This is a genomic window from Streptomyces sp. ActVer, from assembly GCF_027270795.1.
Lineage (GTDB): Bacteria > Actinomycetota > Actinomycetes > Streptomycetales > Streptomycetaceae > Streptomyces > Streptomyces umbrinus_A.
The window spans coordinates 13,640-27,021 of sequence record NZ_JAPWHT010000103.1; the positions used below are offsets into that span (position 1 = coordinate 13,640).

Annotated in this window: 14 protein-coding genes and 1 pseudogene; 7 read left to right on the plus strand and 8 right to left on the minus strand. The window is 70.0% G+C overall.

The genetic code is table 11. The features are described from left to right. Nucleotides 1-324 precede the first annotated feature (324 nt). Nucleotides 325-1,224, minus strand: coding sequence for a LysR substrate-binding domain-containing protein (locus O3Q52_RS18760; RefSeq protein WP_269649934.1), 900 nt, complete (start codon nucleotides 1,222-1,224; stop codon nucleotides 325-327). Nucleotides 1,225-1,345: 121 nt separating this feature from the next. On the opposite strand from O3Q52_RS18760, the pseudogene O3Q52_RS18765 reads away from it, so the two are divergent. Next, a pseudogene (locus O3Q52_RS18765) lies at nucleotides 1,346-1,552 on the plus strand (SRPBCC family protein); the annotation flags it as partial. Nucleotides 1,553-1,727: 175 nt separating this feature from the next. Continuing rightward, on the plus strand, nucleotides 1,728-2,165 hold the full coding sequence (locus O3Q52_RS18770; RefSeq protein WP_269649935.1) for an ester cyclase: 438 nt from the start codon (nucleotides 1,728-1,730) through the stop codon (nucleotides 2,163-2,165). 30 nt (nucleotides 2,166-2,195) lie between these two features. Here the strand turns inward: O3Q52_RS18770 and O3Q52_RS18775 are convergent, their stop codons facing one another. Beyond that, the gene (locus tag O3Q52_RS18775; protein ID WP_269649936.1) at nucleotides 2,196-2,936 is read right to left on the minus strand and encodes a TetR/AcrR family transcriptional regulator; all 741 of its coding nucleotides are present in this window, start codon (nucleotides 2,934-2,936) and stop codon (nucleotides 2,196-2,198) included. Nucleotides 2,937-3,051: 115 nt separating this feature from the next. On the opposite strand from O3Q52_RS18775, the gene O3Q52_RS18780 reads away from it, so the two are divergent. Then, nucleotides 3,052-3,615: a cysteine hydrolase family protein gene (locus O3Q52_RS18780; protein ID WP_269649937.1), complete on the plus strand. Its 564-nt coding sequence runs from the start codon at nucleotides 3,052-3,054 to the stop codon at nucleotides 3,613-3,615. A gap of 61 nt (nucleotides 3,616-3,676) precedes the next feature. Here the strand turns inward: O3Q52_RS18780 and O3Q52_RS18785 are convergent, their stop codons facing one another. The 3 genes from O3Q52_RS18785 to O3Q52_RS18795 all read right to left on the minus strand — a co-directional run bounded on the left by O3Q52_RS18785 (nucleotide 3,677) and on the right by O3Q52_RS18795 (nucleotide 6,731). Continuing rightward, nucleotides 3,677-5,206, minus strand: a complete 1,530-nt coding sequence (locus O3Q52_RS18785) for an MFS transporter (protein ID WP_269649945.1) — start codon at nucleotides 5,204-5,206, stop codon at nucleotides 3,677-3,679. A gap of 245 nt (nucleotides 5,207-5,451) precedes the next feature. Continuing rightward, the gene (locus O3Q52_RS18790; RefSeq protein WP_269649947.1) at nucleotides 5,452-5,598 is read right to left on the minus strand and encodes a hypothetical protein; all 147 of its coding nucleotides are present in this window, start codon (nucleotides 5,596-5,598) and stop codon (nucleotides 5,452-5,454) included. A gap of 110 nt (nucleotides 5,599-5,708) precedes the next feature. Continuing rightward, complete coding sequence (locus tag O3Q52_RS18795) at nucleotides 5,709-6,731, minus strand: hypothetical protein (protein WP_269649938.1); 1,023 nt, start codon at nucleotides 6,729-6,731, stop codon at nucleotides 5,709-5,711. A gap of 11 nt (nucleotides 6,732-6,742) precedes the next feature. Between O3Q52_RS18795 and O3Q52_RS18800 the strand changes: the two genes are divergently transcribed. Continuing rightward, nucleotides 6,743-8,713 (plus strand): potassium transporter Kup, encoded by a 1,971-nt coding sequence (locus O3Q52_RS18800; protein ID WP_269649939.1) that lies wholly within the window; start codon nucleotides 6,743-6,745, stop codon nucleotides 8,711-8,713. Nucleotides 8,714-8,817: 104 nt separating this feature from the next. Here O3Q52_RS18800 and O3Q52_RS18805 read toward each other — a convergent pair whose 3' ends face one another. Both O3Q52_RS18805 and O3Q52_RS18810 read right to left on the minus strand, forming a co-directional pair. After that, complete coding sequence (locus tag O3Q52_RS18805) at nucleotides 8,818-8,946, minus strand: hypothetical protein (RefSeq protein ID WP_269649940.1); 129 nt, start codon at nucleotides 8,944-8,946, stop codon at nucleotides 8,818-8,820. Between the two features lie 58 nt (nucleotides 8,947-9,004). Continuing rightward, nucleotides 9,005-9,982 (minus strand): Ppx/GppA phosphatase family protein, encoded by a 978-nt coding sequence (locus O3Q52_RS18810; protein ID WP_269649941.1) that lies wholly within the window; start codon nucleotides 9,980-9,982, stop codon nucleotides 9,005-9,007. 430 nt (nucleotides 9,983-10,412) lie between these two features. Here O3Q52_RS18810 and dhaK point away from each other — a divergent pair, with 430 nt between their 5' ends. The 3 genes from dhaK to O3Q52_RS18825 all read left to right on the plus strand — a co-directional run bounded on the left by dhaK (nucleotide 10,413) and on the right by O3Q52_RS18825 (nucleotide 12,513). Further along, the gene (gene dhaK / locus O3Q52_RS18815) at nucleotides 10,413-11,405 is read left to right on the plus strand and encodes a dihydroxyacetone kinase subunit DhaK (RefSeq protein ID WP_269649942.1); all 993 of its coding nucleotides are present in this window, start codon (nucleotides 10,413-10,415) and stop codon (nucleotides 11,403-11,405) included. 81 nt (nucleotides 11,406-11,486) lie between these two features. Next, a complete protein-coding gene (gene dhaL / locus O3Q52_RS18820) occupies nucleotides 11,487-12,086 on the plus strand; it encodes a dihydroxyacetone kinase subunit DhaL (RefSeq protein ID WP_269649943.1) in 600 nt (199 codons plus the stop codon). 1 nt (nucleotide 12,087) lies between these two features. Next, nucleotides 12,088-12,513, plus strand: a complete 426-nt coding sequence (locus O3Q52_RS18825) for a PTS-dependent dihydroxyacetone kinase phosphotransferase subunit DhaM (protein ID WP_269649946.1) — start codon at nucleotides 12,088-12,090, stop codon at nucleotides 12,511-12,513. Nucleotides 12,514-12,524: 11 nt separating this feature from the next. Here the strand turns inward: O3Q52_RS18825 and O3Q52_RS18830 are convergent, their stop codons facing one another. After that, nucleotides 12,525-13,268, minus strand: a complete 744-nt coding sequence (locus tag O3Q52_RS18830; RefSeq protein ID WP_269649944.1) for a glycoside hydrolase family 75 protein — start codon at nucleotides 13,266-13,268, stop codon at nucleotides 12,525-12,527. Nucleotides 13,269-13,382 lie beyond the last annotated feature (114 nt).

Here is a 13,382-nt window from a genome sequence, read left to right on the forward strand (position 1 = left end):
CCTGCTCCTTCCGGCCGCTCGATGGCGGCCGCGTGGGAAGACCGAATGGCGGTGTCGGCCATCCGGGAGAACGTGCGATGAGTGCCGCGCGGCGTGAAGATCTTCACACTGAAAGGTCGTCAGTGTCATGGCTTGTACGGACAGTTGTCCGGAATGAGGTCTTGCCGTTCACGTCCGAACGGGCATACGGCGAGGGCGACATGCGCCTTTACACGACGTAAACAATTGCCCCACAGGTGCCCCCTCGGCCACATCAGTAGCCGGGTTGCACAGAGCGGGGGTAAACCGGCCACGCTCCGAGTCACCCCGTACGTACGCCCTCGATCAGGCGGCACCCCGGCCCGCGAGGACCGTTTCGCGGAACGAGGCCACCACGGGGCGGAGATCGACCCGGTGCCAGGCCGCCCAGAGCTGAACAGACCCGCCGTGCCAGGGCAGTTCGCGTACCGCGACGCCGTCGGTCGCGCCGCGCATCATGCTCTTCTGGATGAGCGCGAGACCGAGACCGGAGGCGACCAGGCCCAGCGCGGTGAGCGGATCGGCCGCGTCGAGACGGATGTCCGGTGTGAAGCCGGAGGCCACGCACGACGCGACGAACGTGTCGCGCCAGGCCGGGTCGTGGGAGTCGCCCACCGCGATCCACGGCTGCCCGTCGAGGGCTTCGGGGGTCAACTCCTCCTTCCCCGCGAGGGGATGCTCCGCGGGCAGCGCGAGCAGCAGGGGATCCTGCAGCAACGGGACGGTGTTCAGGTCCGGGTCGTCCTCGGGCGGCGGCGTGCGCACCAGCGCGATGTCCAGGCTGCGCTGGCGCAGGCCCTCGAACTGCTCGGCCGACTCCTGGTCGTACAGCGCGACGTGGATGCCCGGGCGTTGGTCGCGCAGTGTGCGCAGGGCGGTGGGCAGGATGCCCGTGTGCATGGCGTCGGCCACGTAGCCGATGCACAGGCCGCCCTCCTCGCCACGGCCGAGCCGCCGGCCGAGGTTCTCCAGCCGGTCCGCGTGGCGCAGCAGGGCGTGCGCCTCGGTCAGGAAGACCCGGCCGTCTGAGGTCAGCCGGATGCGCTGCTGGCTGCGTTCGAAAAGGGTCAGGCCCAGGTTCTTCTCCAGCTGGGCGATCTGCCGGCTGAGAGGCGACTGGGAGATGTGCAGCCGCTCGGCGGCACGGCCGACGTGTTCGGCCTCGGCGACGGCGACGAAGTAGCGGAGTTGACGCAGGTCAAGCATGTAGGACCTCGGAGGACTCAAGTATGTCCAAGCAAGTCTTGGACAGTCTCATCCATGGATCCTAGCCTCGGACACGCAAGGCCGACGGATCGCACATTCAGTGACGAATCCTCCGCAATCAGTGTCACCCTCGCCGGCCACGACCGCCGTAACCCTCGACATCCCCGTCTCGCCCGACCGCGTCTGGCAGCTCATCGGCGGCTTCGACTCACTGCCCGACTGGCTCCCGTACATCCCCGCCAGTGAACTCAGCGACGGCGGACGTGTCCGCAGCCTCCGCAACGAGGACGGCGGCGTGATCGTCGAGCGCCTCGAAGCCTTCGACGACAAGTTTTCGCTGAGCCTCATGGCGACACGGGCGCGCGTTTGCCTGTTCGGGGGCACCATGCGAGAGCCTCGGCCCTTTGTTGACCTTGACGCAACGGCAGGGTTTCTACTGAGAGCCGTACGGATCGGAGCGATCACCGCGCTCGTCGGGGCGATCCCCTGGAAAGGACACCGAGATGGCCGAGACCAACACCGCCACCGAGAACAACCTGGCCCTGCTGCACACGGCCTACAAGACGCTGGAGCACGGCGATCTGGACGCGTGTGTCGCGATGCTGACGGAGAACTTCATCGCCAACGTCCCTGGGGTGCCCGACCCGCTGCACGGTCCGGAGATCTGGCGGCTGGGGGCTCAGGCCATGTGGGAGGGCTTCCCCGACCTGCAGATCAGCGTCGAGGACATGTTCGCCGCCGACGACAAGGTGGCCGTACGGGTCCACTTCCGCGGAACGCACCGGAGTGCCTTCCAAGGGATCCCGGCGACGGGCCGAGAGGTCAGCTTCCGGAGCATCGAGCTCTACCGCATCGAAGGCGACAAGACCGCCGAGGAGTGGGTCGCCCCGGACATGATCAGCCTCATGCAGCAGATCTCGCCCGCGCCGGCCGACCGCTGACGCCGGTTCTCCGGCGACGTCAGGGCGGGATCAGTCCGTGCGGGGCCCGAGCAGGCCGTCGACGACATCGCGGAGCGGACCGAGGAGCTCGTCCGCCGTCGCGTCACGCAAGGGTTGCAGGCCCACGGCGGAGCGTACGACGGCGACGCCGACGCCGAGCGCGACCAGCAGTTCCGCCCTCAGCAGGCGTTCGTGGTGGCTGTGCGGCAAGCGTTCGCCGTCGTGCGGCGGGTGTTCGTCGTCGTTGTGCGGCAACGGCGTGCCCGAGGCTTCGAGCACTTGACGGCTGAACTCCTGCAGGGCCTGCCTGCGCAGTTCGTCCACCTGCTCGTCGCCGGTGTTGCGCAGCAGCATCAGTACGGGGTGCTCGCCGAAGTCCGGCCAGGCGCCGGCCGCCAGTTGAAGGCTGAGCGCCTCGGCGAGGGTGGCCCGGTCCTGGGGGAAGTCGCCGTCGCGTCCGAGGAACCGGGGCGCCGACGCCAGCGACGCCTTGAAGAGACCCTCCTTGGAACCGAAGTACCGCTTGATGAGGGCGAGGTTGACCTCCGCGTCCGCGGCGACGTCGCGCAGTGTGGTGCGCTCGTACCCCAAGCGGATGAACCGGCTGCGCGCGGCCTGGAGCAGCGCCTGCCGCGTCGCTGCCGCGTCCCGTCGCCGACGCCGCCCGGCAGCCGGTTCGGCAGACGGCTGGGCGGGCGGCCGGACAGACGACTCGGCAGAGCGTCCGTCAGCCTCGTCGTCCGGCGATGTGCCGGTCGCTCTCGTCGCCATCGGAGACCTCTCCCCTCAAGTAATCGCTTGTTGACAAGGTTCCGGAGCAGGCTTACGTTATCAAGTAATCAACTGATGACTTATTGCGCGGCGCGCCGCGGGAGGAAGCACAGCGATGACCCAGCAGGCGCTACTCGTCATGGATGTCCAGCAGGTCGTCGTCGATCGCTACCCCGATCCCGACTACCTGCCACGCCTGCGGAAGGCGGTCGACGCCGCCCGCGCGGCCGGCGTTCCCGTGATCTACGTCGTGGTCGGGTTCCGTCCCGGGTATCCGGAGATCAGCGCGCGGAACAAGATGTTCGGTCGGCTCGCCGTCGCCTCGGCGGCTGGTTCGGGTGCGAGTGGCGAGGAACTGGCCACCCGTGTCCATCCGGACGTGGCCCCCGGGCCGGGCGAGGTCGTCGTCACCAAACGACGCGTCAGCGCTTTCTCCGGCAGCGATCTCGACGTGGTTCTGCGGGCCGGCGACATCAGCCACTTGGTCCTGACGGGCATCGCCACGAGCGGCGTCGTTCTGTCCACCCTCCGCCAGGCGGCCGACCTCGACTTCGGCCTCACCGTCCTGGCCGACGGCTGCCTCGACAGCGACGCGGAAGTGCACCGGCTCCTCACGGAGAGGGTGTTTCCTCAGCAGGCGGAGGTCACGACCGTGGCCGACTGGGCGGCTGCGCTCTGACGGTGCTTTGCCTGTTCACTGAGGTAGGCGTCAAAGTGGCCGGGCCGGGCGGAAGTTGTGCTCAATGGTGTACGGGGGACTGCGTGGGCGTCTCCTCGGCCCCCGCTGCCTGACCGCCGGGATGGCGCAGGGCGCAGAGGTAGCCGATGCCGAGTGCGACGGCCATGCCGTAGAACACCCACTGGTTGGCCTCGGCGAAGTCCATGCGGATCGAGGACATCGCATCGCGCATGGTCGTCGCGACCGGGCCGTCGCCGGTGGGGGTGCGGGCGTCCGCCTGGCCCGTGATCGACTGCGTCACGTCCCCTGCCACTGAGTCCACCTGGTCCGGCGGCACTCCGCGCTTCTGGAGGGTGTCCACGACGTTGTCCGTCATGGTGTGCGTCAGCACGGTGCCGAAGACGGCAAGTCCGATGCTGGCCGCGTAGTTGCGTACGGTCTGGGTGATGCCGGTGACTTCGCCGTAGGAGGCGTCGATCGCCCGGTTGACGGCGTCCGTGGAGGCCGGGGCGAGGATGAAACCGATGCCCGCGCCGGCGAGGGCGACGTACGGCCACTGGTCGTGCATGGACAGGTCGGTCAGTTTGCCGGCCCAGAGCGCGAACCCGACGGCGCCCACCACGCAGCCGATCTTCAGCGTGGGACGGGCGCCCCGCTTGTCGAGGATGCGGCCGCCCCACTGGGAGGCGATGGCGAACCCCACGAAGAAGTACAGCAGGTACAGGGCGGCCTGGTTGGCCGAGGCGCTGAGGGAGACCTGGGCGTAGACCGAGGCGAAGAAGAACACGGGGACGAACGCCAGCATGGCGAAGAAGAGCACCAGCGAGTCCACCGTGAAGGCGCGGTCGCGGAAGACCGACAGGTTGATCAGGGGGTGGCGGGTGCGCAGTTCGTAGCGGCAGAAGACGTACAGAACCGCGAGGCCGCCGACGATGCAGGCCCATGTCGCCGCGCTGTCCCAGCCCCAGGCCGCCGCCTGCTGGAAGCCGAGCACGCTCGTGCCCATGCCGACGGCGATCAGCACAGCGCCCTTGACGTCCAGCGGTTCGTCGCGTCGCCGGTCGGAGATGTGGGCGAGCGCGGTGAGGATCAGCGCGACGACGGCGACGGGGACGTTGACCCAGAAGATCGCCCGCCAGGTCCAGGTGGTCAGCCAGCCGCCGAGCAGCGGTCCCACGGCGGTGAGCGCACCGGTGAGGCCGAAGAACAGGGCCAGGGCGCGCCCCCGCCGCTCGATCGGGAACACCGCCACGACGACCGCGAGCGCGGCGGGGAAGAGCAGCGCCGCTCCGAGTCCCTGGGTCGCGCGGAAGGCGACGAGCCACGTCAGCGCGTAGTCCCCGTCGGGTACGCAGCCGCACATCGCAGAGGAGACGACGAAGATCAGGGTGCCTGCCACGACGACCCGACGTGGTCCCCACAGGTCGGCGAGGCGCCCGCCGACGGCGAAGAACGCGGCCAGGGACAGCAGATAGGCGTTGACCACCCACTGCATGCCCGAGGCGGACAGGCCGAGTTCGGAGACGATGTCGGGCACCGCGATCGACACGATCGTCTGGTCGATGAACGTCATCGCCACCGCGAACATCATCGCCGCGAGCGCCAACGGCTGGGAGGCCGCCCGTCCGGCACCGGATGTGCTCTCGTTACGTTGCGCGTGCGTACGGCTCACCAGGCCAGTCTGCGTCCGAACCGGTACCGCCGCACCCGGAGCACGTCCTCAGCTGTGCACGAGCGAAGAGTGGCTGTCGGGCAGGCGCGGGCAGCGGACGAGGAGGCCGTTCGGGCACGAGAACCATCAGGCGACGTCACGGACCTGCCCGTGCCGCACGGCAATCAGCACCCGACTGGTACATCACGGCCAGCCGGACTCCGCAAGCCGATTGCGAGATCGACGCCGTCGCGTTCCTCCTCGTCGAGGACGAACAGGTCGCCTTCGACGAGGAGTTCATCTTCTACGGCGTCTCGGATCAGCTTCTCCATCAGCACTCAAAGTCGCGCCAAGACCATCGGCACGCGTGCCGCGGACCACCGCTGGGGCCCGGTTGTGTCGCCGGGCCCCTTCTGCTGGTGACGGGACGGAACACTCCGTCTCAAGGCCGAAGTGCCCGTATCACGCCGGGTCGAGCACCCCTGGCTGCCGCGGTCCCGCCGGCTGGCCGGTGACGCGCGGGTCGATGGGGCGGCCGACGAAGACCGGGGCGTCCGACTGGTAGAAGATGTCGATGTCGGCCTCCTCGCCGCCGACGATCAGGGTGTCCCAGGCGCCGCTCTCCTGCAGGGACCGCAGGGTCGACGGAGCGAGGGTGGACAGGTGGCTGCGCAGTTCCTCGTCGCGTGGCATTCCGGGCAGGCGGGGGGGCGAGGCGGTCGCGGATCGCACGCGTCCTGTCCAGCAGGAGGTCCAGATCGGACTGCTCGGCGCCGGGTGCGGCGACGGCCCTGTCCCCTTCCATGCTGTCGGCGATGACGTCCTTGATGGCACGGGTCACGCCGCGTTCGTCGGTGGTGACCATGGCGTTCCAGGCCCGGCTCTTGTGCCGGTACTGGAGCATGGACATCGCCGCCTCGTGCCGGATGAAGTCGGCGTCGCGCAGCGGTCGGCCCTGCCAGACCCGGCTGAGGGAGCGGGCCAGGGAAACAGCCGAGGCGAGGCCACTGTTGAGGCCGCGCCCGGGCCAGAAGTGGATGGCGTTGGCCGCGTCGCCCAGCAGGAAGCCGTACGTTCCGGGGCTCGTGGAGGTAGGACGGCTGAGCTGGGCCGTGAACCGGGGGCGCTGCACCATGTCCAGCCGGAACGAGGTGATGGCGCTGAGGTCGTCCGCTGCGACGCCGAACAGCTTCAGGCCCTCCTGGATCCGCTTCCACAGCGGCGAGCTGCGCAACAGGGCGGGCAGGAACAGGGTCCCGTGGGTCGGGCAGACGAACTCGTTGTCCTCCTGACGGCTCATCAGGCAGGGCCGGGCCGCCACGCACTCCTCGAAGACCTGCCGGACCGGGTCGATGCCGATCACGGCGCCGGCCTCCTCGCGGGTCAGCCTCATGTTGAGGAACCCCTCGCCACGCAGCGAGTTGAGCAGGAAGCGGTTCTGCGCCACGGTCAGCAGGACGCTCAAGGAGGAGCACCATGGCCGATCGCCGGCAGGGAACCACGTCGGACGACGGATCCGCGTCGCGGGGAGAGGAGGCCCGTCGGGCGCGCACCCACGACTCGGTGCGGCTCGCGGTCGTCATCGGTGCTCTCGGCGTGGTCTTCGGCGACATCGGGACCAGCCCGATCTACACCCTGCAGACGGTGTTCAACCCCGACGACCCGCACCCCGTCCCGGTCACCACGGACAACGTGTACGGGGTGGTGTCGCTGGTCTTCTGGTCCGTGATGGTCATCGTCACGGTCACCTATGTGCTGCTGGCGATGCGCGCCGACAACGACGGCGAGGGCGGCATCATGGCACTGATCACCCTGCTGCGGCGCTGGAGTTCACAACGCGGGCATCGGGCCACCGTCGTACTGGCCGCGCTCGGCATCTTCGGTGCGTCACTGTTCTTCGGTGACAGCATGATCACCCCGGCAATCTCGGTGCTGTCCGCGGTCGAGGGGCTCAAGGTCGTCGAGCCGTCGATGGACGGCGCGGTCGTGCCGATCACGGCGGTGATCATCGTGGCGCTGTTCCTGGTGCAGCGCCGGGGAACCGCGGCGGTGGGCCGAGTGTTCGGCCCGGTCATGATCGTCTGGTTCACGGCCATCGGCGCGTGCGGCGTCGCCGGCATCGCCGACCACCCGGACACCCTCAGGGCACTGTCACCGACGTACGCCCTGGGCTTCCTGTTCGGCCATTGGGGCACGGCCTTCTTCGCCCTGGCCGCGATCGTGCTCGCCGTCACCGGTGCCGAGGCGCTGTACGCCGACATGGGGCACTTCGGCCGCCGGGCGATCACCCGAGGCTGGCTGTTCCTCGTACTGCCCGCCTGCGTCCTGAGCTACCTGGGCCAGGGCGCGCTGATCCTCGACGATCCGGACAACATCAGCAGCCCGTTCTTCCTGCTCGTGCCCGACTGGGGACGATGGCCGATGGTCCTACTGGCGACGGCGGCGACCGTGATCGCCTCCCAGGCGGTGATCACCGGCGCGTACTCGGTCGCGTCCCAGGCTGCCCAGCTGGGCTATCTGCCGAGGCTGCGTATCGCGCACACCTCCGAATCCACCATCGGCCAGATCTACGTCCCGTGGATCAACTGGCTCCTGATGGTCTCGGTCCTCACGCTGGTCTTCGCCTTCCAGAGCTCCGCGGCGCTGGCCTACGCGTTCGGCATGGCGGTCACCGGCACCATCACCATCACCACCCTGCTGTTCTTCTACGTCGCCCGTGGCAAGTGGGGTACGCCCCGGTGGCTGCTCGCCGTCGGTGCGGGCGCGCTCCTCCTCGTGGACCTGCTGTTCGTGGCGGCCAACATGACCAAGCTCGTCCACGGCGCGTGGCTGCCGCTGCTGATCGGCCTCACCGCGTTCACGGTCATGACGACCTGGCAGCGCGGCCGCGAACTCGTCACCGAGGAACGAGCCCGCCAGGAAGGGCCGCTGCCCGAGTTCATCGACCGCCTCCGCACAGGGCAGGAGCCGACGCTCCGGGCGCCCGGCACGGCCGTCTTCCTGAACCGGGACAAGGAGACCGCGCCCCTGGCCATGCGCGCCAACGCCGAGCACAACCACGTGCGGCACGAGCAGGTCGTGATCCTGTCCATCGGGACCGAGCCCGTGCCTCGCGTCCCGGCCGACCAGCGGATCGCCGTCGACGACCTCGGGTACGCCGACGACGGGATCATCCACGTCACCGCCCGGTTCGGCTACATGGAGACGCCTGACGTGCCCGGCACACTGGCCATGCTCGACCCGGCCGAAACCGAAGGGCCGCTGCAGCTCGACCAGGCGTCCTACTTCCTGTCGAAGATCGAGCTCCGGCGCGGGAAGGCATCCACGATGGCGCCCTGGCGCAAGCGGCTGTTCATCGCCACCTCCTACATCACGGCCGACGCCGCCGAGTACTTCGGCCTGCCCCGCGACCGCACGGTCATCATGGGGTCGCAGATCGAGGTGTAGACCCACGCCACCGAAACCCGGCGAACCGGCGCGACACGGAGGACGACGACACCCGCAAGTCGAACTGGCCCACCCCTCCGACACGTTGATGTGGGAGCGCCTTGTCACCACCGCCCACCGCCCACCGCGACCGCCGCCATCGAGTTGCTGTGGGCACGGCTGTCCGTCTTCCGCGGCACGGTGGACACCCACATGGTGCGTGCCGTGTGCGGCGGAACGGTCCTGCGGAGCACGTCCACGATGACGTCGAGTGTCCGCGCCTGGCCTGCGCCAGGTCTTCCGGTCCGGAGGTCAGCCGACGAGAGGAAGGTCCTGCCGGGGTGCCGCGGAAACCGCACCGAGGTGCTCGAGCAGAAGTCCTTCCCTGGTCGACCACGGGGAGATGACGACACTCTGGGCCTCACACGCCGTGAGGAGCGCCTCGGCGACAAGAGCGCCGGCCAGGGCCTGCCCCGCGCGGTGCCGGGAGATGCCCGGCAGTCGGGTCCGCCGGGCGGGACCCGCTCCGGCCAGCACCGGGATCCACCGCCGCACCTGGGACAGCGTCAGCTGCCGCCCGCTGTGGGTTTTTCTGCGCCTGGACGGCGTGCCGGCCAGGCGGGCGAGCTGTTCGAAGGTCTTGGAGCAGGCGACGACGCTCCCGTCCCGTGCGGCCACCGGCAGGCCGGGTGCCGTACTCAGGGCATGGCCGAGGAACTCCCGGACCTCCTCCAGACGTGCCGTGGCCGGAATGGCGCCGCCGGGGAGCCAGTCGCGGGTGATGCGCCGGGCGCCCAACGGCAGCGAAAGCACGCTGCGGGGCTGCGCTCCCCGGCCCGAGGCGATCTCCACGGTGCCGCCACCGATGTCCAGCATCAGCAGCGGGCCACGCCCGGAACCCGTCCACTGCCGGGCCGCCACATAGGCCAGGCGCGCTTCCTCCTCCCCGGGCAGGACCCGCAGCCGGGTGCCGGTGGCACGAGCCACCTGCGTGATCACCTGTTCCCGGTTGGGTGCGTCCCGGATGACCGAGGTCGCGAAGGGGAACACGGTCGGCGAGCGGCGGACCCGGACGGCGGCCATCGCTTCGGCCACGGCGCCCTGCACACTGGTGATCCCGACCTGGCGCAGGCGGCCTCTGCGGTCGAGCGCCTCGTGCAGCCGCAGCCGTACCTTGTACGAGAAGACCGGCTCCAGCCCTGCGCCCGGCCGCCATCGGACCACGGTCAGCAGTGCGCTGTGGCACCCGACGTCCAGTACTGCGGCCTGCTCCGGCCTTCCCCGCCCCATGTCGCCGTCTCCCCCGTCTCCACCCGCTCGATCACGTCCGGTCGGCAACGACCGCTGCGGCTGCCTGCGGGAAAGCAAACGCTCATACCGACCCTAACCCGTGCCGCGCACGCGCCAGGCTGCTCCTGACGCATCGCTGATCCCCACGAACCGCCACTCTGCGGACGCAAGCGGATCTAAGCGGACGGCACAGGTGACCTTCGCTGCCACAAGGTTGATACTGCCCAGAGCAGTACTCCAGCCGCCGCATGTCCGACCCCCGACGACGACCTGACACTCCATCACCAAAGTCAACACCGAGTCAGCATCAGCACCACCACAACCCGCCGCAGGTCGCCACGGATCGCCCGGATCGACAACTGGCTCACCTACTCTGAACAGCAAAAACGCAGGACGAGGCCCCGCCTGCCAGGCTCACCAGGAGGTACCCATGAAGATGCTCATCAACGTCGCGGAAACCGTTGTCGCGGACGCGCTGCGGGGCATGGCGGCCGCCCATCCCGAGCTGACCGTGGATGTCGAGAACCGGGTGATCGTGCGGCGGGACGCTCCGGTGCCCGGGAAGGTGGGGCTTGTTTCGGGTGGTGGTTCGGGGCACGAGCCGCTGCACGGCGGGTTCGTGGGCCCCGGGATGCTGTCGGCGGCCTGTCCCGGCGAGGTGTTCACGAGCCCGGTGCCGGACCAGATGGTGCGGGCGGCGGCCGCCGTGGACAGCGGCGCCGGTGTGCTGTTCATCGTGAAGAACTACACCGGTGACGTGCTCAACTTCGACATGGCGGCGGAGCTGGCCGAGGACGAGGGCATCCAGATCGCCAAGGTCCTCGTCAACGACGATGTGGCCGTCACCGACAGCCTCTACACGGCCGGCCGCCGCGGCACCGGCGCGACGCTGTTCCTGGAGAAGATCGCGGGCGCGGCGGCCGAGGAGGGCCAGCCGCTGGAGCGGGTGGAGGCGCTCGCCCGGCAGGTCAACGAGAACTCGCGCAGTTTCGGCGTCGCTCTCAGCGCCTGCACCACTCCGGCCAAGGGCAGCCCCACCTTCGATCTGCCGCCCGGGGAGCTGGAGTTGGGCGTAGGCATCCACGGCGAGCCCGGCCGGGAGCGGCGGGCCATGATGACCTCGCGGGAGATCGCCGACTTCTCCGTGAACGCGATCCTGGAGGACATGAGCCCCCGCAACCCCGTCCTGGTCCTGGTGAACGGCATGGGCGCCACGCCGCTCCTGGAGCTGTACGGCTTCAACGCGGAGGTCCAGCGGGTGCTGACCGAGCGCGGTGTGCCGGTGGCACGCACCCTCGTCGGCAACTACGTCACGTCGCTCGACATGGCCGGCGCCTCGGTGACCCTGTGCCAGGTCGACGAGGAGCTGCTGCGGCTGTGGGACGCTCCGGTGCGTACGGCGGGCCTGCGCTGGGGCATGTGACGCTGCCCCGGCCCGTGCCGGTGCGATCCCCGGCCCGTGCCGGTGCGACCGGTCAACTCCCTTACCAAGCAAGGAGATCCAGTGCTCGACGCCGACTTCTTCCGCCGTTGGATGACGGCGACCGCCGCGTCCGTGGACCGAGAGGCGGAACGGCTGACCGCCCTCGACTCACCGATCGGCGACGCCGACCACGGCAGCAACCTGCAGCGCGGATTCAGGGCCGTGGCGGCCACGTTGGAGAAGGAGGCGCCTCAGACGCCCGGCACCGTCCTGATGCTCGCCGGACGGCAGCTGATCTCGACGGTGGGCGGCGCGTCCGGGCCGCTGTACGGGACGCTGCTGCGCCGCACGGGCAAGGCGCTCGGTGACGCGGCCGAGGTCGACGCGCAGGAGCTCACTGAGGCGCTGCGCACCGGTGTGGACGCGGTGATGCAGCTCGGCGGGGCCGCGCCCGGCGACAAGACCATGATCGACACGCTGGTGCCCGCGGTCGACGCGCTCGGCGAGTCCTTCGCCGCGGCGCGGGCGGCCGCCGAGGAGGGCGCCCTGTCGACCACGCCGTTGCAGGCCCGCAAGGGCCGGGCGAGTTACCTGGGTGAGCGCAGCATCGGACACCAGGACCCCGGTGCCACCTCCTCGGCCCTCCTGATCGCGGCGCTCGCGGAGACGGCCGGTGAGTGACGTGCCGAGCGCTGCGGGAGATGACGAGAAACTGGTGGGCATCGTGCTCGTGTCGCACAGCGCGGCGGTGGCCGCCTCGGTCGCCGAACTGGCGACGGGGCTCGCCGGCGGCGGTACGACCGCTCCGGTGGCACCTGCGGGCGGCATCGAGGGCGGCGGCTTCGGCACCAGCTCCGAGCTGATCTCGGCCGCCGCCGCAGCCGTGGACCGGGGCGCCGGTGTCGCCGTACTCACCGATCTCGGCAGCGCGGTCCTCACCGTGAAGGCCCTGTTGGCCGAGGGCGACGAACTCCCGGCGGGCACCCGTCTGGTGGACGCCCCCTTCGTCGAGGGCGCGGTGGCGGCGGTCGTCACGGCGTCCACGGGAGCCGACCTGGCGGCGGTGGAGGCGGCCGCGGCAGACGCGTACAGCTATCGGAAGGTGTGAGGCGGGCGCCCTCAGCGGGCCTCGTTCCGCCGGATGAACTCCCGGGCCAGTCGCTCGCCCTCGGCGACGGCCGCCCGGGGGTTCTCGATGGGAGACGCGTCGGAGCCCTCGAAAAGGATGTACGTGACCCCGGAGGCGGCCCCGCCGCCCTGCGGGTCGGGGCGGATGCCGAGGCCCCGGGCCGTGGCGTACGACGCCTCGCCGATTAGGCCCTCGGGGCCGAGGTCGCCGACGACCGCGTACTGCACACGGTCGCCGTGGATCACGGCGGCGACCGTGCCGCTGCGGACACCGTACTCGTAGTGGTTCCAGATATGGCTCGCGGCGGGCACGACGACGTACGGAAGGGTCTCGGCGCTGAGGTAGTTGCCGTCGGACTGTTGAAAGGCGGTGGTGTCGGCGAAGAGCGGGTCGGTGGTCTCGTTGCAGTACGGGCCGCGGCGGCCGTCGCAGTCGATGTCCAGGTCGGCCTTCCAGAAGACCGCGCCGCGCTTTCCGCAGACGGGGATGTCCGCGGGCGCCCCGTTGTCGGTGCGGTAGAGGCCGCGGGAGACGGGCACACAGTCGCGCACCACGGCCAGCAGGTCCGCGGCCCGGACACCCCCGGCCGAGCCGGCATTCCCTGGAGGTCCCGCGTTCCCCACGCGCTTGTGCACAGCATCGGGCAAGGCGACGCCGGAGATCGTGGTGGGGGCGAGCGTGGGGGCGAGCAGGGCAGCGCCGGCCGCGGCCAGCGTCAGCGACTGGGCACGCACGATAAGAGCCCCTCTCCTGGGCGGGCACTGACGAACACTGGTGCCCAGGGTCCCCGGGCACGGCGGACCACAGGACCGGAGGGGGGAATCGTGAGTCAGCAGAACGTCAACACC